This window comes from Nocardia sp. NPDC055165, assembly GCF_053606985.1.
Window position 1 is genome coordinate 499,878 of sequence record NZ_JBSGSS010000002.1, and the last position, 15,959, is coordinate 515,836.

Below are 15,959 nucleotides of genomic sequence, written 5' to 3' on the forward strand. Positions count from 1 at the left end.
ACCCCCTCTGTTGGACGGCCCCGAGCGTGAAAGCATGATCGGGTGACTGGTATCCGGATGTTCGCCACCGACCTCGACGGCACCTTGCTGCGTTCCGATCGCACGATCTCGCCGCGTACCGCCGAAGCGATGGCCGGCGCGCAAGCCGCGGGCATCGAGGTGGTGTGGGCGACGGCCCGGGCCCGCCATTCGGTCCACGAGCTGGCGCAGTCGTGCGGTTTCCGCGGCAAAGCGGTGTGTGCCAACGGCGCGGTGCTGCTCGACCTGGCCGACGGCACCCCGGAGATCATCGACACGGTCTCGATCGACACCGGCGCGGCGGGTGCGGTGATGGCGCAGATCCGCGATCTGATTCCCGGTGTGGTGTTCGCCAATGTCGGCGCCACCCGGTTCGTCGCCGAGCCCGCCTATGCCGCGCTGTGCACCTTCGCCGATCACCACCGCAACCCGCACGAGATGGAACTGTCCGATATCTTGCCGACGGGCGTCGACGCGATGGTGAAGATCGTCGCCCGTCATCCCGAGTTGCCGGGCGCCCAGCTCTACCGCAAGGCGGTGGCGGTCGGGATCACCGGCGTGGAACTGACCCACTCCGGCGCCGCGTACATGGAGATGGCAGCGGAAGGTGTCTCGAAGGCCAGCGCGCTGGCCCGATTGTGCGCGCTCGACGGCATCCACCTGTCGGAGGTCGCGGCCGCGGGCGATGCGCTCAACGATGTCGCCATGCTGACCTGGGCGGGTACCGCGCTGGTTCCGGCCAACGCGGCACCCGAGGTCATCGCACTCGCCGACCGGGTGCTCCCGGCCAACGACGAGGACGGTGTCGCCTCCTACCTGGAGGAATTGACCGGCTCGGCACAGCGCGACTCGGCTAGCTGACCGATGTCGGCGCCCGGCCCACGCTGAGGTGCAGGATCGTATCGGTCACGCTCACGGTGTCCGCGTCCAGCGGGAAGTACCCCTGCTCCTGGGTGACATCGGTGCGGGTGTGTCCGGGTCCGAGCTCTGCCGCCGGGATCAAACCCCAGGTGCCGATGCGGTTCTGCAGCGTGTGTTCGAAGGTGCCCGGCCCGGGTTCGGCGAGTTCGAGGCCGTCACTGCGTCCCAGACTGCCGAGTATCACCCCGTAGTGCTCCCCCAGCAGCGATCCGACGATCGCCCCCGCGCCGGACCAGACGAGCTCCATCGGCCCCATCTGCATGACGCTGGTGTTGCGCCGCAGGTGCAGGTTGTGCGAGTACACCAGGGTCGGACCACGGCGTGCTTCGGTGGACCGGATGTCGAGCAGGTTCTGGGCCATCAGCGCGTCACGGGCGGCGGCCAGGCTGTTCCATCGCACGCCGTCCTCGGTCGGCTGGGCCGCCTGCCGGTGGTACCGGAGCAGGCCGAGTCCGGCGGTGAGATGAATTGCCGCCCTTCGCCACTCGGCGAGTGACGTGGCAGCGATCCGTTCCGGTGCACGGGTGTAGAGCAGGGCGAGCATGTCGTCGGCCATCACCCGCAACCGCTCGGCGTCGGGGGTGGCACCGGGCGAGACGTCGGCGTCCAGGACCGCTTCGGTGCGGCTCCAGCGCTCGTCGCTGCCGGCGGGCCCGCTGATGTCGAAGTCGAGTTCGAGGTAGTCGCGGGCGAATTCGAGGTAGGACCGCGGGCTCGGCGCACTCATCGTCTCCATCGCGGCGTCGAATCCGTGGAAGCGGACCTGGTCCTCGACCGGCCTGCCCGCGTTGTAGTCGCGCAGCCAGGCGACCAGGTGCCGGTTGCCGTCGAGTTCGCCGAACTCGTGCGAGAAGCCGGTCCGCATCACCTCGTCGAAGGCGCCGTGGCCGCCGCGAACGTAATCGTCCACGGCGAGCGCGGCAACCCGATCCGTTTCGAGAGCGATCGACCGGAACCCACTCGCCACCAACTCGGCGAACAGCTCATTGCGGACCGACGCGAAGCCGGGTTCTTTGTGCGTCGGTTCCCCGAGCGCAAGCAGTTCACAGGACGAACGGACGAAGTCGCTGATTATCTGGCTCATACCTATCAACCGTATCGTTGAAAGAACGGTTGAGACTCGAGCAGCGTCGATTCAGGAGATCTGTCGTAAAGTCTCAAAACAGTGAGAACCCTACGACCGTCCGACCTGGCCCGCGAGCACGCGATTTCGACCCAGGCAGTCCGCAACTACGAGCAGGACGGATGCCTTCCGCCGGCCGAACGCACCCCTGCCGGCTACCGGATCTACACCGACCTGCACGCGGCCGCGCTGCGCACCTACCTCACCCTGATCCCCGCCTACGGCCACGCGCAGGCGGGCGACCTCATGCGCGCGCTGCACGCGGACGACCTCGACAGGGCTCTCACGGTCATCGACCGCGGGCACAGCCAGCTCCTGCGAGACCGTGAGACTCTCGCTACGGTCCGCCGGGCCGTCGACCACCTGATCACCGAATCGAGCTCTGCCACACCGGGTTCGGCCACGACAAGAACCATCGGCGAGCTCGCCCATCACCTGCGAGTCACCCCGGCCACCCTGCGGGCGTGGGAAGCGGCCGACATCCTGTCTCCCGATCGGGACCCGGCCACCGGCTACCGCCGCTACGGCCCCACCGACCTCCGCGACGCCGAACTCGCCCACATCCTGCGCCGAGGTCACTACCGCCTCGATCACATCGCCACCGTCATCGAGCAGATTCGCGCCGCGGGCAGCACCGAGGCGCTGGCGAAGGCCCTCACCGACTGGCAGGCCACCATCACCGCCCGTGGCGTCCGCATGCTCGACGCTGCCGCCGCACTGAGCCGATACACCGTGGACATCCGGGCGCACCGTCCCCGCCCCGGTGCGCCCGCCTGACCTCAGACGCGTTCGAGTACCGCCGACGCGCCGATGCCGCCCGCCGCGCAGATCCCCAGCAGCGCGGTCTCTTTCCCGGTCCGGGCCAGCTCGTTGGCCATGGTCGTGACCATGCGGGCGCCGGTGGCGCCGAAGGGATGGCCCAGCGAGATCGAGCCGCCGTGCACGTTCAATCTTTCGATGTCGACGGTGCCCACCGGCTCGTCGCGGTCGAGACGGGCCTTGGCCCACTCGGTGCTCTCCAGCATGCGCAGCACCGACAGTGTTTGCGCGGCGAAGGCTTCGTGGATGTCGACGAGGTCGATATCGGCCAGCGTCATGCCCGCCTTGTCGAGGGCGCGCGGCATCGAGATCGCCGGGCCGATGAGCACCTGGTCGGCAGGGTCGACGCTGACGAAACTCCAGGAACGGAAGGCGGCTTGCGGGGTGAACCCGAGAGCGCGCGCCTTCTCCTCGCTCATCAGCAGCACCGCCGACGCGCCGTCGGTGAGCGGGCTGGCGTTACCCGCGGTGACCGTGCCGTTCTTCTCGAACACCGGTTTCAGGGTGGCGAGTTTCTCGACGCTGGTGTTCGCGCGAACGAGTCCGTCGACGTCGATCAGCGTGCCCGACGGCGTGCTGACCGGCACGACTTCGTCGTCGAAACGTCCCGAGGCGATGGCGGCCGCCGCCCGCTGGTGCGAGCGAGCGGCGAACGCGTCTTGATCGGCGCGCGAGATCCCGTTGATGCGGGCCATCTTCTCCGCGGACTCGCCCATCACCTCGCCGGTGGTGCGCTCGGCGATCTTGGGCTGGCGCGGCAGGATGTCGGTGAACGGCGCGAGCTGACGAACCACATCGAAGTAGTCCGTCGCCTTGGGCTTGCCCAGCGCGACCGGCGCGACCGCGTGCACGACCTTCTGCGGCAGCTTGATCTCGGCATTACTGGTGGAATCGCTGCCACCGGCGATCATGATGTCGTACTCGCCGCGTTCGATCGCCGCGGCCGCCGAGGTCACCGCCTGCAATCCGGACGCGCACGCGCGGGTGACCGTGTACCCCTCGCACCCGAAGTCCAGGTTCAGGTCGAGGGCGATCTCCCGCGCGATATTGGGCGCGTGACTGGGCAGCACGACGCCGCCCCAGACGATGGACTGGATCTCGCCGGGCGCGATCCCGGTCCGCTCGATCAGCCCGCGCACGGCCGCGCCGGCCAGGGCGATGCTGTCGAGGCGGGTGAAGTCGGTGAACGCGCGTACGAACGGCGTCCGCGCGCCCCCGACGACGACGGCTCGGTTGCGTTTGTCGGCCATGTGAGTCCCTTCGGAAGTGCTGCCGAAGACTCACAGTATCCGATACCGGCGGTTCTACATATCGGATCGACGCAAATCAGGAGGGCGTGATCTCGATGCCGATCGTGCCCGCCTTGCCCCGGCGCAGATTGCTGCCGAGAATCACGAGCGGGCCGGTCAGCCAGTACTTCTTGCGTAGCAACGAACGGAGTTCGTCGGTCTCGGCCGCGTCCAGCAGCCGGGCGGTGCCGGTCACGATGTCACCGTGCGCATCCCCGCGCACGTTGCAGGGTTGCACCGTCACCTCGGGGTTGCGCCGGACGCGCTTGACCTTCCAGCTGTCGGTGACCGTCCAGACGAACAGCTTGTCGTCGCGGGCCACCGCCCAGACGGGCGTCCCCACGGGCGTGCCGTCCTTGCGGAAGGTGGTGAGCAGTACGTAATTCGCGGTCGCCAGTTCGCCGAGGCGGTTCGTCATGCCCACAGCCTAGTGGGCGCGGCGATCCGCGGCCGAGCGGCAAAAAGAGTACGGGCACTTTCGCGAAACTGTTCGTAACCTCTGGAGCGAATCGACTCTCTGGCGAAAGGCCGACGATGACCGATACCGCGGTGCCACTGCTCTGGAGCGGCGACCTGCCGAGCACCCTCGAGTTCTACCGGGCGCTCGGCTACACCGTCACCCATGAGCAAACCCGCCCCTACGTCTACGGCGCGATCGAACAACACGGCTGCGCCCTGCATTTCGCGCCCGCGCCGCCGGGCATCGAGCTGCCGGTGGAGCATGCGGGCACGTTGCTGATGGTCGACGACGTCGCCGCACGCCATGCCCAGTACACCGCCGCACTGCGCGCGCACTACGGCAAGATCCCGAGCAAGGGCTGTCCGCGGATCACCCGATTCCGTCCGGGCCAGTCCCGGTTCTCCCTGGTCGACCCGGTCGGCAACACCGTCCTGGTGATCCAGCGCGACGAGCCCAGCGACCTCGAGTACGGTGGCTCGCGCGAGCTGGAAGGGCTGGCCCGGGTGCTCGACAATGCCCGTATCCTGCGCGATTTCAAGAACGACGACCGCGCGGCGACCCGCGCGCTCGAGGTCGGCTTGCGCCGTTTCGGGGCCGCCGCGAGCGCCTTCGAGCGGGCCCGCGCCTACGCCGCCCTCGCCGAACTCGCTGTCGTCGCCGCGGACACCGACCGGGCCGCACACTGGAAATCCGAACTCGACTCGGTCGAGTTGACCGCCGAGGAGCGCACGGCGATCACCGCCGGTGCCTCCGATCTCCTCACCGCCTTGCTCACCGCGACCGACTGAACCGGGTCATCGGGGCGATCGGCCAGTAGGCTTCGGCTATGCGAGGTCGATGGCACGAACGCACCACCCGTGGGCGGCTGATCCGTTGTGTGGCAACAGCAGTCACGGTTGCCGCCGCCCTCGGGGTGGGCCCGGCCGGTCCAGCGCAGGCTGGTGCGCCGTCGTGCGCCGACGGTTGGCACGTCGACGTGCTGGCGGCCGATCTGGGTGGCCTGGAGAACCTCGAGTACGACGGCCGCGGCGGCTTCTACGTCAGCGGCATCGTTCGCGGAGAGATCCTGCACGTCGGCGCCGACGGCCGGGTCACCACGATCCGCACCGGCCTCGACAACCCCGCCGGGCTGCGGCTGATCGGCGGCGATCTCTACTTCGTCACCGGTGACGGCACCACACCGAACGGCGGCGGCACCCTGAGCCGACTCGATACGGCCACCGGCGAGGTCACCGTCGTGCTCCCGAACCTGGTGCAGCCCAACGGATTACTGCTGCTCCCCGACGGCGACCTGCTCATCTCCCAGCTCTCCGTCCCCTGGCCGCCGGTGGGCATCAGCCGCTACCGCCCCGCCACCGGCGAATTCACCCTCGCCTGGTCCCCTGTCCCCCGCCCCAACGGCCTCGCTCTCGCCCCCGACCACCGAGCGGTCATCACCGAGGACGTCCTCACCTCCCAGCTCGTGCGGGTTCCCTTCGACGCCCCCGACCGGCCCACTCCCCTCGCCACCGTGAACGACGGCCTCCTGCCCGGACTGGACGACCTCGATGTCACCGCCGCGGGCCTCGCCTTCGTCACCGGCGACTACTCCGGCAGCGTCTACCAGGTCGACCCGGCCACCGGCGCCTGGTGCACGCTCGCCACCGGCTGGACCACTCCCCGGGGCTCGCTCCCCAGCCCACCGCCGATCGGGCCCACCTCGGCCCGCCTGGCCCCCGACCTCACCACCGGAGCGTGGTCGCTCTACGTCACCAGCATCGACGGCACACTCCGCCGTCTGCGGCCACCCCCCGGTATCGACCTCACGCCCTCCTTCCTGCGCTGAGCACGAGCAAGCTCCGAGCAAAGAGGTCAGCGGGGCCGCTCGGCCCGGAACCGGAACATTCCGAGACCGGTTTCCACGTCGATGCCCGTGAACCCCGCGACCGCCAGCCGGTCGGCGAGCGTGTCCGCCGGGACCGGCACGCACGTGTCACCCACATGCTGGAGCCGGAACAGCGGACTGTCGAGTCCGTCCGAGCCGGCGAACACCCCGCCGGGTCGCAACACCCGCAGCGCTTCGGCGAACAGGTCGTCCTGCTGTGCGGGTGAGGGGACGTGGTGCAGCATCGTGAAGCAGACCACCGAGTCGAACTCCTTGTCCGGCAACGGCATCGCGGTCGCGTCACCGTCGACCACCCGCAGCTCCCGCGCGAACCGGGTGCGCAGACGCGCGGCCAGCACGGGGTCGATTTCCAGGCCGGTGAGCGAGGCCGTCCGGTCCCGCAGTGGCGCCACGTTCGCGCCGAAACCCGGGCCGATCTCCAACGCGGACGCCCCGAGGTCGATGTCGCGCATCACCCACGGCACGATCTTCGTCGCCGTCACCCATTCCCACGCCGTGGACCTGCACAACAGCCTGTGCCAGTAATTCATCGCCATAGCTACGACGGTAGGAGCCGGGGGCCGTGGCCGACAGTCACTACGCTGACAGACTATGTCGCAGAACGGACATGACCTGCTGCTGGCCGCGAACACCGGTCCGACGGCCATGGTGCTCGGCGCGGGAATCCTGCCCGCCGGATACTGGTTCGACGAGCACCGCCACCCCCAGCATCAGATCGCCTGGGCGGGTAGAGGAGTCATCGGGATCGACATCGGCGCCCACCACTGGGTGCTACCGCCGACCAGAGCCTTGTGGATACCCGGCGGCGTCGCGCATCGCACCGGAACGACGGCCGGGGCCGATATGCGCGGCATCTTCGTCGAACCCGACCGGTGCCCGGCACTGTTTCCCGGACCGACGCTGCTGAGCGTCTCCCCGCTGCTGCGAGAACTGTTCGACCACATGACATCACGGCGATTGACAGACGACGGACGGACGCGGGCCGAAGCGATGGTGTTCGATCTGCTGGAGCCGGTCGAGGTCGTTCCGATCGGCGCGCCACTGCCGACCGACCCCCGTGCACGCGTCGTCGCCGAGGTCCTGCTCGACAATCCCGCCGACGACCGCACCCTCGCCGAACTGGGCAGGCACGCCGCGGCCAGCTCGCGCACCCTGGCTCGCGCGTTTCGCGCCGAGACCGGCCTGACCTTCGCGCAATGGCGGACCCAGATCCGCCTGGCGGCCTCGCTGACCCCACTGGCCGACGGTGTACCGGTGACCCGCATCGCCGCCCGGGTCGGCTATCACAGCCCGAGCGCGTATGTGGCCGCGTTCCGGCGGGCCGTCGGCACGTCGCCGGGACAGTACTTCGCCGGCCCCGTAGGCAATCGGTCGTCCTGACCGGTCGGGGTTTCACGCGTGGTGAGGTCAGCGGTGGCGCATCGTCGGTTGCCGTGGTGGACTGGCGGATTCGGCTATCGGGAGGTCAGCGTGCGATCGGCACCGCAGTGGGCACGGCAGGACGGATTCGGGATCCGGATGGAGTGGGGGCGAACCGGCGCGGCGATACTCGGGCCGGGGGCCGGGTGCCTGGTGGTGATCGACGTGTTGTCGTTCACGACGTCGGTGTCCGTCGCTACCGCCGCCGGCACCGCGGTCTTCCCGTATCGGTGGCGAGACGAGTCGGCGCGGGACTTCGCCGCGGAGAATGCCGCCGACCTGGCCGTCGGACGGCGGGAGGCCGGTCCGTGGTCGCTGTCGCCGGCGGCGATCCGGCGCGCGCCGTTCACGCCACGCCTGGTGCTGCCCTCGCCCAACGGTTCCACCATCGCCGCCGCTGTCGAGGAAACGCCGGTCGTCGCCGCCTGCCTGCGCAATGTCAGCGCGGTCGCCGACTGGCTCGTCGCCCAGCACTGGGGCACTCCCGATCGACCGATCGCGATCATCGCGGCGGGCGAGCACTGGCCGGGCACCGACACCGTGCGGCCCGCGCTCGAGGACTGGCTCGGTGCCGGTGCGCTCGCCGCCGCGCTGATCGATCGCGGCATCACTACTCCGTCCCCCGAAACACACACGGCTGCGGCAGCATTCGAGGCGACAGCCGACGTGGGCGCGCTGATCACGGAGTGCGCGTCCGGCCGCGAACTCGCCGCGATCGGCTTCGCCGAGGATGTGGCCATCGCGATCGAACGCGACGCCGACGCCACCGTCCCGGTTCTCACCGGCAACGCCTTCGTCGACCGCCGACCCCGCTAGCAAGGGCCCGCAAGCTTCGGCACGTCCGGAGCCGATCGATCAGCCGTGGGAGGTGAGGATCCGTGGGCCGTCGGCGGTGACGGCGATGGTGTGCTCGCTGTGCGCGCAGCGGGAGCCGTCGGCCGAGCGGATGGTCCATCCGTCGGCGTCGGTGTAGACCTTCGCCGTGCTCGCCGCGAACCACGGCTCGATGGCCACCGTGAGACCGGGCCGCAGCCGGAACCCGCGCCCGGCCCTGCCGTCGTTGGCGATATGGGGATCCTCGTGCATCGTCCGCCCGAGCCCGTGCCCGCCGAACTCGGTATTGACCGGGTATCCGTACCCGCGAGCGACGTTCGCGATCGCGGCGGAGATATCGCCGATCCGGTTGTCGGGTTGCGCGGCCGCGATCCCGGCGGTCAGGGCCTCTTCCGTGGCCCTGACCAGTCGCTCGTCCGCGGGTGCGGGGGTACCGACGATGAACGAGATCGCCGAGTCGGCGACCCAGCCGTCGATCGACACGGCCAGATCAGCCGTCAGCAGGTCGCCGTCGCGCAAGACGTAGTCGTGCGGAAGCCCGTGCAGCACAGCATCGTTCACGGCCAGACACACCGTATTGCGGAACGGCCCGCGCCCGAACGACGGCGAGTAGTCCCAGTAGCACGACACCGCCCCGCGCTCGCGAATCCGTTCCCGCACATACGCTTCCAGTTCGAGCAGGTTCACCCCGACCGCCGCACGGTCGCGCACCCCGGCCAGCACGTCGGCGACGAACCGGCCGGTCACCCGCATGCGCTCGATCTCCGCGGGTGATTTCAGCTCCACCATCACGCCTCCACTTGGTATTTTCATACCGACACTAGCCGCGCCGGTATAAAAATACCAAAATCAGCGGTTCAGGTTGCCCATGTCCACCGGAATCTGCGCACCGGTGATCTGGCTCGCCTCGTACGAGCACAACCAGGCCACGGTCGCCGCGATCTCCTCGGGCTGACAGATGTGGCTGGGCAGGGCGTTCATGAAGATGGGCGCGAGAGTGGCACCGTACTCCTCGAACAGCGGGCCCATCTCGTTGATCTGCATGCCGCTCGCCACGCCCGCGGGATGGACGGTGTTCACCCGGATCCGGTGCGCGCCGAGCTCGTTCGCCATCGTCTTGGCCAGACCCGTGATCGCGTGCTTGGTCGCGACATAGTGGCCGGTGAACGGCGTGCCCTTCAGACCCGCCACCGAACTGATGAACACCATCGCGCCACCCTCGCCCTGCGCGATCAGGTGGGGCACAGCGGCTTTCGCGGTGTGAAAGACGCCCGTCAGGTTGACGTCGATGGTCTCCTGCCACTGCTCGGCGGTGATCTCCCACGACATCGCCGCCGAACAGATGCCCGCGTTGGCCACCACCACATCGAGTCTGCCCAGCTGCTCGATGCCCGCCGCCAGCGCCGCGGACAGCCCGTCGAAATCGCGCACATCGACCTTGCTCGCGACGATCTCGGCGCCCGCCGCTTCGACGAGCTTCACGGTCTCGGCCAGATCCGCCTCGGTCGCGCCCGCGTAGCTGGTGCTGGCGAACTCCGCGCACGCGTCGATCGCGATCACGTCGGCACCCTCCTCGGCGAAGCGCACCGCCTCGGCCCTGCCCTGCCCACGCGCCGCTCCCGTCACGAAAACGACCTTGCCCTCGAACCGTCGTGTCATACCCATACCTTTCGAACTTCGATGTCCTCCCCTGACACCTACCACCGCTACCGCCCGGGCGAGGCGAAAACGGAGATCCCTACTCAGCTTGGCCATCGCGTTCGCGAGGACATACCATCGGTCGCATGGTCCGACTCCCGCTCAGCCCCGCGCAGGTCGAAGCAGGCCGCCGTCTCGGCCGTCGCCTTCGCACCGCTCGCGGCGACCGCGACCTCGCCGAGGTGGCCCTGCGAGCGGGTATTTCCCCGGAAACGCTGCGCAAGATCGAGTCGGGACGGCTGCCCTCACCGGCCTTCGGCACGGTCGTCGGCCTGGCCGAGGCCCTCTCGATTCCCCTGACCGAGCTGGCCGAGTCCTACCGCGACGAACAGGTCGCCGAGTCCGCCTGATCGGCACGCCGCGCACCCTGCCCGATGCTGCGCTCGACCCGCCTACCGGCGGTTCATCGACTCCTCGTTCTCGTATCCCAGCGTCACATCATGGGTGATCTCACCGCGGGTCACCGATACCTGACTCGCGACGGGCGGGTAGCCGCGGGCGACCACCGTGTACTCCCCCTCCGGCAGGTCCGGTACCAGGTACCGCCCCTTCTCGTCGGTGCGCGCCGTCGCTGCCGGATCGCCGCCCGAGTCCAGGACCGTGATCTGCACATCGGCGACGGGGCGGTCGCCGTCCACCCAGGCCGAGCCCAGCAGGATGGCCATCGGTTCGAGGTCGATGTCGCGATGCAGCGAGCCCGTCTCCGGCACGGTCAGCGCGACTGCCGCCGGCCGCATGTGATCGGCGACCGCGACCAGGGTGTAGGTACCGCTCACGACGTCGCGACACACGTAGGTGCCGTCTTCGCCGGTGATCGCCGCGCCCACCACCTCGCCCTCGGGATCGGTCAGCGTGATCGTGGCACCCCAGAGCGGTTCGCCGCGCCGCGCCGATCGCACGATCCCGGTGAGTTCACCCGCGCCGGTGAGCATCAGGTCGACGTGCTGGGCACGCTCCCCGATCGACACGCTCACCGCTTCGGGCTGATGCCCGGCCGCCGCGGCGATGAGTACATAGTTGCCCGGCCGGGGCGCCTCGATCACGTACGCACCGTCGGCGTCGCCGTTGCCACGGGCCACCTGATGCCCGTGCTGATCGATCAGGGTGAGCGTCGCGGCGGGTACCGGGCGCGCGTCGTCGCGTCGCAACAGCCCCGCGATCACCCGACCGGTGGCGACGGGGTGCAGTTCGCCCGCCATCTCGTGCGCGTCGTGCAGGCTCACATCGCGCAGCGCGGTGGCATCGGACTGATCGTCCGGCGCCGGATCCTCCTGCAGCGGAATCTCTTTCATGAAGACCAGCACCAGGCAGGCCACCACGGCGAGGTCGGCGGCGAGCAGGAACACACTGTGCATCGAGTCGGTGAATCCCTCGAGGATCGGGATCCGCAACTCGTCGGGCAGCGTGGCGATGCCGCTGGTATCGCTCAGCAGGCCGTCGAGGCGCGCGCCGTCGAAACCGGGCGGCAGACTCCCACCGAAGGCTTCCAGGATCGACGCGGGCAGCCCGTCGAACAGCACGGTCAGGAACACCGCGACTCCGAGGGTCCCGCCGAGCTGACGGAAGAACGTCGCCGCCGCGGTCGACACACCCATCTCAATGCGCCCGACCGCGTTCTGCGCGGCGATGACCAGCGTCTGCATGCAGCCGCCGAGCCCGAAACCCATGATCGCGCTGAAGGCCAGCGGCTGCCACAGCGGACCGTCATAGGTGATCCTGGCGAACAGCGCGCACCCGATCGCCAGGATCAGCGCACCGAGCACCGGCAGCACCTTGTAGCGGCCGGTGGCTTTCGTGATCAGCCCCGAGATCTGTGCGCCCACCATGATCCCGAGGACCAGCGGCAACATCAGCAGCCCCGCCTCGGTCGGTGAGAAACCACGAACGACCTGCAGATACTGCGGAACCATCGTGATCGCGCCGAACATCGCGACACCCACGAGGAACCCGCCGAGGATCGCGATGCTGAACGTGGAGCTGCGGAACAGCCGCAGCGGGATCAGCGCCGAGTCCTTCATGAGGAATTCGACCAGGACGAACAGCAGCAGCCCACCCGCGCAGATGCCGTAGCAGAGCAGCGATTTCGGCGCGGTCCACCCCCAGATCCGCCCCTGCTCGGCCACGATCAGCAGCGGCACCACACCCACGATGAGGGTGATCGCGCCGAACCAGTCGATCCGGCTGCGTTGGCGGGTGTGCCCCACGTTCAGCACCTTCGCGACCACGAGGAACGCCAGCACCCCGACGGGCACGTTCACCAGGAACACCCAGCGCCAGCCCTCGATGCCACCGAGGCTCTCGTAATCGGACAGGAAGCCACCGACCACCGGGCCGAGCACTGTCGCGATGCCGAACACCATGAGGAAATACCCCTGGTAGCGGACGCGTTCGCGCGGCGGCACGATGTCACCGACGATGGTGAACGCCAGCGACATCAACCCGCCCGCGCCCAGCCCCTGGAAGGCCCTGCACCCGGCCAGCTGATACATGGTGGTCGCGAAGCAGCAGGCGGCCGAGCCGATCACGAACAGGGCGATCGCCAGCAGATAGAACGGTTTGCGCCCGTAGATGTCGGCGAGCTTGCCGTAGAGCGGCGTGGTGACGGTGGCGGTGATCAGGTATGCCGTTGTCGCCCATGCCTGTTCGTCGAACCCGTCGAGACTGTTCGCGATCCGGACGATGGCGACGCTGACGATGTTCTGATCGAGCGCGGCGAGGAACACCCCCAATAGCAGCCCGGACAGGATGGTGAGTGTCTGGCGGTGCGTGAGGCGTGATTCGGCAACGACGGTATCGGTCATGGAAAAGCCCTGGTTCTGATCGGCTGGCAAGTGGGGGTCGATCATTCGGCCCACACGAGGGCCGACAACCCCGCTGCGAGGAAAACATTGCGCCGCGGGTGGAACTCTTCATGCACTGGTGCGCAGAGCTTACCCACGTCGGATTCGCCGCCTTCACCGAGGGATCAAGTTACCGTTCATTTCACCCGGAAACGATAGGCCGCGGGGCTGTGAACTGTCAGTTCGGCGCGCGGGAATTCAGCGGCCGAGTTCGGCCAGCGCGCACAGAGTTTCCGAGCAGCCCGCGTCGATCCGGAGGGTGGCGAGGTCGTCGCCGCGGGTACGTCCACGATTCACGATCACCACTGGCACACCGTTTTTCGCGGCTCTGCGCACGAATCGCAGGCCCGACATCACCGTTAACGAGGAACCGGCCACCAGGATCGCCTGTGCTCGTTCGACCAGGCCGAAAGCGGCTGCCACCCGGTCCGGCGGCACATTCTCACCGAAATACACGATGTCGGGTTTGAGCATTCCGCCGCACGCCAGGCAATCGACCATCCGGAATCGGTCGGTATCGGTCACCACGGCATCGGCGTCGGGTGCCACTTCGATACCGGTGGCGCCCGCCGAAACATTGTCCGCGAAACCGGGATTGGCCGCTTCGAGGTGTTGCGCGAGGGTCATTCGGGATATCAGATTCTCGCACCGCAGACAACGCACTCGCGCATACGTTCCGTGCAGATCGATCACCTGACGCGCACCCGCCTTCATATGCAGCAGGTCCACGTTCTGGGTGATCACTCCCGACACCGCACCCGCCCGCTCCAGCTGGGCGACAGCGCGATGACCGGGGTTGGGCCGGGCGGCGTCCATCCGCCGCCAGCCGATGTGGTTACGCGCCCAATACCGCTGCCGGAACACCGGGTCACCGACGAACTGCTGATAGGTCATCGGCGTGCGCGGCGGCGAGCCGGGACCGCGGTAATCGGGAATCCCGCTGTCGGTGCTCAGCCCGGCGCCGGAGATCACCACGGTGCGGCGCCCGCGCAGCAGCTCGGCCGCGCGCGCCACCGCGTCGGTGGTGTCGTGGTCCACCATGGGTTCCACTCTACGAGCGGGGCGGCGGCGCGTCGTGCGCGGGACGAACACGCCGGGGCCGAGTTGCGTGTGGTGGCCGCGCGGCGACATGATGTTTCATCCGCCCGGCATCGACCGCTGCAGAGGAAAACCTATGTCCGACACCGATGAGCACGGCCGCACCGCGCTCAATGCCGCGGTCGACGGGACCATCGTCGCCGTCCGCCGGATGTTCTATGTCCTGGGCGACGAGATCGACCGCACCGAGGGCCCGATCGAATTCACCTTCCACAACGGTTCGACCCTGCTCTTCGACGCCGGCGTCGACGGTGCGGAACTGCGCATCGGCGGCGCACCGTGGCGCGACCCGTTCGAGCCGCTGGTCGACCCGGTGAACATCGAATACGTCGCCAACTCCGGCAAGTACACCGCCTTCGACGTCACCGACGAGTCACCCTACGACGAGCTCGCGGGCCGCCGCGTCGACGCGGTCTCGGTCGTACCACTGGCCGACGGCCGCCCCCGCGCGGCGACCCTCTACCTGGGCACCGGCATGGTGAAGGCCGAGTCGATCGCCGACGAACTCATCGTGACCCTGATCTCCGCATAGCCGGCGGCGCTGGTGGCGCAGGCGCTGGTGTTGTCGCCGGTTCCCGTCGCCCGGTCGATCACGCTGGGCTACCTGCTCGCCACCACGGCGACCGGCCCGATCCTGTGTGCGGCGACGGTCGCGGCGGCGTTCACCGGACTTGCGGCTGCCCGAGCGCGTCCGCCGCGAACGACTCCGACAGCTCGTCGATGACATCGCCGCGGATCTGCCTGCGTTCGTTGGCCAGCGCGGTCGTCGTGCAGATGCCGAACGCGCCGCGCTCGTCGTAGAGCACCGCCGCGCCCGCCGCGATCCCGTCGTCGCTGAGGTGGCTCTCCGCCTCGAGGCCCATTTCGTCACCGACGGGCATGCGCGAGAACGTGATCGACACATCGGTGTTGATGAAACCGATGCCCTCGGTGCCCCAGTTGGTGACCAGGCTGGTCTGCTCGCCGGTCATCGCCGCGTAGCAGAACGGCGACGACGGCTCCCCCGCGACGACCGGAATATTGCGCACCCACTTGCGTTTGCGGGCGTCGTTCTGATGTTCGGTCATATTCATCGACCACCCCTGCCCGTCACTGCCGAACAGGTGCATCGTCTGGTCGATGGTGGCCAGCGCACTCGGGGGCGGCAGCGGCCGATCCCGGTCCGGGCGCCACACCTCGCCCGGCGGCTGGGTCGAACGCTTCAGCAGGAGCGCGCTGCCACGGGCGACGATCTCGCCGTCGGCACGCACGACGATACTCACCGAGCGGACCCGGTTGCCGTCGCGCACCAGTTCGCTGGCGATGGTCAGCGGCACGGCGGGCACCGGACGGTGCAGGTCGACGGTCAGTCGCGCCGGGGCGAACCCGCCGGTGCAGTACCCCGCCTCCACCTCGCGCGCCATCAACCCGCACACCGGCGGCCCGGACAGCGTGCTGGGCGCCCACAGGCTCAGCGAGTACCGCATCGGCGTGTAGACGCCGTCCGCGTGCGTGAAATAGCCAGGGGAGGTACTCATCGTGCCCCTTTCCTCCGCGGGCGCCGGGCGGGATCGCC

At 68.8% G+C, this 15,959-nt stretch carries 17 protein-coding genes; 8 read left to right on the plus strand and 9 right to left on the minus strand.

Features of this window, described 5'->3' with window-relative positions; genetic code table 11:
- The first annotated feature begins 42 nt into the window (after window positions 1–42).
- A complete protein-coding gene (locus ACWFRF_RS06390) occupies window positions 43–879 on the plus strand; it encodes an HAD family hydrolase (RefSeq protein WP_387443385.1) in 837 nt (278 codons plus the stop codon).
- Here the strand turns inward: ACWFRF_RS06390 and ACWFRF_RS06395 are convergent.
- Window positions 872–2,023 (minus strand): erythromycin esterase family protein, encoded by a 1,152-nt coding sequence (locus tag ACWFRF_RS06395; protein WP_452449113.1) that lies wholly within the window; start codon window positions 2,021–2,023, stop codon window positions 872–874. The genes ACWFRF_RS06390 and ACWFRF_RS06395 overlap by 8 nt on opposite strands.
- Before the next feature lie 81 nt (window positions 2,024–2,104).
- Here ACWFRF_RS06395 and ACWFRF_RS06400 point away from each other — a divergent pair, with 81 nt between their 5' ends.
- Window positions 2,105–2,839 carry a TioE family transcriptional regulator gene (locus ACWFRF_RS06400; protein WP_378987952.1) on the plus strand — a complete coding sequence of 245 codons (735 nt, stop codon included), beginning with the start codon at window positions 2,105–2,107 and terminating at the stop codon, window positions 2,837–2,839.
- 2 nt (window positions 2,840–2,841) lie between these two features.
- Here ACWFRF_RS06400 and ACWFRF_RS06405 read toward each other — a convergent pair whose 3' ends face one another.
- Window positions 2,842–4,131: an acetyl-CoA C-acyltransferase gene (locus ACWFRF_RS06405; RefSeq protein WP_452449114.1), complete on the minus strand. Its 1,290-nt coding sequence runs from the start codon at window positions 4,129–4,131 to the stop codon at window positions 2,842–2,844.
- Between the two features lie 76 nt (window positions 4,132–4,207).
- Window positions 4,208–4,588: a PPOX class F420-dependent oxidoreductase gene (locus tag ACWFRF_RS06410; RefSeq protein ID WP_452449115.1), complete on the minus strand. Its 381-nt coding sequence runs from the start codon at window positions 4,586–4,588 to the stop codon at window positions 4,208–4,210.
- 116 nt (window positions 4,589–4,704) lie between these two features.
- On the opposite strand from ACWFRF_RS06410, the gene ACWFRF_RS06415 reads away from it, so the two are divergent.
- Together ACWFRF_RS06415 and ACWFRF_RS06420 are read left to right on the plus strand one after the other, a co-directional pair.
- Window positions 4,705–5,418 (plus strand): glyoxalase, encoded by a 714-nt coding sequence (locus tag ACWFRF_RS06415; RefSeq protein ID WP_452449116.1) that lies wholly within the window; start codon window positions 4,705–4,707, stop codon window positions 5,416–5,418.
- A gap of 38 nt (window positions 5,419–5,456) precedes the next feature.
- Window positions 5,457–6,455, plus strand: a complete 999-nt coding sequence (locus tag ACWFRF_RS06420) for an SMP-30/gluconolactonase/LRE family protein (RefSeq protein WP_449965391.1) — start codon at window positions 5,457–5,459, stop codon at window positions 6,453–6,455.
- 26 nt (window positions 6,456–6,481) lie between these two features.
- On the opposite strand, the gene ACWFRF_RS06425 is transcribed toward ACWFRF_RS06420, so the two are convergent.
- Window positions 6,482–7,051: a class I SAM-dependent methyltransferase gene (locus ACWFRF_RS06425; RefSeq protein ID WP_452449117.1), complete on the minus strand. Its 570-nt coding sequence runs from the start codon at window positions 7,049–7,051 to the stop codon at window positions 6,482–6,484.
- A gap of 55 nt (window positions 7,052–7,106) precedes the next feature.
- Here ACWFRF_RS06425 and ACWFRF_RS06430 point away from each other — a divergent pair, with 55 nt between their 5' ends.
- Both ACWFRF_RS06430 and ACWFRF_RS06435 read left to right on the plus strand, forming a co-directional pair.
- On the plus strand, window positions 7,107–7,895 hold the full coding sequence (locus ACWFRF_RS06430) for an AraC family transcriptional regulator (RefSeq protein ID WP_452449118.1): 789 nt from the start codon (window positions 7,107–7,109) through the stop codon (window positions 7,893–7,895).
- Between the two features lie 90 nt (window positions 7,896–7,985).
- Window positions 7,986–8,750, plus strand: coding sequence for a 2-phosphosulfolactate phosphatase (locus tag ACWFRF_RS06435; protein ID WP_452449119.1), 765 nt, complete (start codon window positions 7,986–7,988; stop codon window positions 8,748–8,750).
- Window positions 8,751–8,789: 39 nt separating this feature from the next.
- On the opposite strand, the gene map is transcribed toward ACWFRF_RS06435, so the two are convergent.
- Entirely contained in the window at window positions 8,790–9,557 is a 768-nt protein-coding gene (gene map / locus ACWFRF_RS06440) for a type I methionyl aminopeptidase (RefSeq protein ID WP_452449120.1), read from the minus strand.
- A gap of 60 nt (window positions 9,558–9,617) precedes the next feature.
- Window positions 9,618–10,433 carry a mycofactocin-coupled SDR family oxidoreductase gene (locus ACWFRF_RS06445; protein WP_378987979.1) on the minus strand — a complete coding sequence of 272 codons (816 nt, stop codon included), beginning with the start codon at window positions 10,431–10,433 and terminating at the stop codon, window positions 9,618–9,620.
- A gap of 119 nt (window positions 10,434–10,552) precedes the next feature.
- On the opposite strand from ACWFRF_RS06445, the gene ACWFRF_RS06450 reads away from it, so the two are divergent.
- The gene (locus ACWFRF_RS06450) at window positions 10,553–10,816 is read left to right on the plus strand and encodes a helix-turn-helix domain-containing protein (RefSeq protein ID WP_378627518.1); all 264 of its coding nucleotides are present in this window, start codon (window positions 10,553–10,555) and stop codon (window positions 10,814–10,816) included.
- Between the two features lie 42 nt (window positions 10,817–10,858).
- Here ACWFRF_RS06450 and ACWFRF_RS06455 read toward each other — a convergent pair whose 3' ends face one another.
- Both ACWFRF_RS06455 and ACWFRF_RS06460 read right to left on the minus strand, forming a co-directional pair.
- Window positions 10,859–13,267 carry an MFS transporter gene (locus tag ACWFRF_RS06455; RefSeq protein ID WP_452449121.1) on the minus strand — a complete coding sequence of 803 codons (2,409 nt, stop codon included), beginning with the start codon at window positions 13,265–13,267 and terminating at the stop codon, window positions 10,859–10,861.
- A gap of 237 nt (window positions 13,268–13,504) precedes the next feature.
- Entirely contained in the window at window positions 13,505–14,347 is an 843-nt protein-coding gene (locus tag ACWFRF_RS06460) for an NAD-dependent protein deacetylase (protein WP_378987985.1), read from the minus strand.
- A 133-nt stretch (window positions 14,348–14,480) separates the two neighbouring features.
- Between ACWFRF_RS06460 and ACWFRF_RS06465 the strand changes: the two genes are divergently transcribed.
- Window positions 14,481–14,936, plus strand: a complete 456-nt coding sequence (locus ACWFRF_RS06465) for a hypothetical protein (RefSeq protein ID WP_378627515.1) — start codon at window positions 14,481–14,483, stop codon at window positions 14,934–14,936.
- A 130-nt stretch (window positions 14,937–15,066) separates the two neighbouring features.
- Here the strand turns inward: ACWFRF_RS06465 and ACWFRF_RS06470 are convergent, their stop codons facing one another.
- The gene (locus ACWFRF_RS06470; RefSeq protein WP_452449122.1) at window positions 15,067–15,921 is read right to left on the minus strand and encodes an acyl-CoA thioesterase domain-containing protein; all 855 of its coding nucleotides are present in this window, start codon (window positions 15,919–15,921) and stop codon (window positions 15,067–15,069) included.
- Window positions 15,922–15,959 lie beyond the last annotated feature (38 nt).

Excerpts from the sequence above, each read along its gene's own strand:
- ACWFRF_RS06395 (WP_452449113.1), bottom strand. The coding sequence starts at position 2,023 with ATGAGCCAGATAATCAGCGACTTCGTCCGTTCGTCCTGTGAACTGCTT.
- ACWFRF_RS06405 (WP_452449114.1), bottom strand. The coding sequence starts at position 4,131 with ATGGCCGACAAACGCAACCGAGCCGTCGTCGTCGGGGGCGCGCGGACG.
- ACWFRF_RS06410 (WP_452449115.1), bottom strand. The coding sequence starts at position 4,588 with ATGACGAACCGCCTCGGCGAACTGGCGACCGCGAATTACGTACTGCTC.
- ACWFRF_RS06415 (WP_452449116.1), top strand. The coding sequence starts at position 4,705 with ATGACCGATACCGCGGTGCCACTGCTCTGGAGCGGCGACCTGCCGAGC.
- ACWFRF_RS06420 (WP_449965391.1), top strand. The coding sequence starts at position 5,457 with ATGCGAGGTCGATGGCACGAACGCACCACCCGTGGGCGGCTGATCCGT.
- ACWFRF_RS06425 (WP_452449117.1), bottom strand. The coding sequence starts at position 7,051 with ATGGCGATGAATTACTGGCACAGGCTGTTGTGCAGGTCCACGGCGTGG.
- ACWFRF_RS06430 (WP_452449118.1), top strand. The coding sequence starts at position 7,107 with ATGTCGCAGAACGGACATGACCTGCTGCTGGCCGCGAACACCGGTCCG.
- map (WP_452449120.1), bottom strand. The coding sequence starts at position 9,557 with ATGGTGGAGCTGAAATCACCCGCGGAGATCGAGCGCATGCGGGTGACC.
- ACWFRF_RS06445 (WP_378987979.1), bottom strand. The coding sequence starts at position 10,433 with ATGGGTATGACACGACGGTTCGAGGGCAAGGTCGTTTTCGTGACGGGA.
- ACWFRF_RS06450 (WP_378627518.1), top strand. The coding sequence starts at position 10,553 with ATGGTCCGACTCCCGCTCAGCCCCGCGCAGGTCGAAGCAGGCCGCCGT.
- ACWFRF_RS06455 (WP_452449121.1), bottom strand. The coding sequence starts at position 13,267 with ATGACCGATACCGTCGTTGCCGAATCACGCCTCACGCACCGCCAGACA.
- ACWFRF_RS06460 (WP_378987985.1), bottom strand. The coding sequence starts at position 14,347 with ATGGTGGACCACGACACCACCGACGCGGTGGCGCGCGCGGCCGAGCTG.
- ACWFRF_RS06465 (WP_378627515.1), top strand. The coding sequence starts at position 14,481 with ATGTCCGACACCGATGAGCACGGCCGCACCGCGCTCAATGCCGCGGTC.
- ACWFRF_RS06470 (WP_452449122.1), bottom strand. The coding sequence starts at position 15,921 with ATGAGTACCTCCCCTGGCTATTTCACGCACGCGGACGGCGTCTACACG.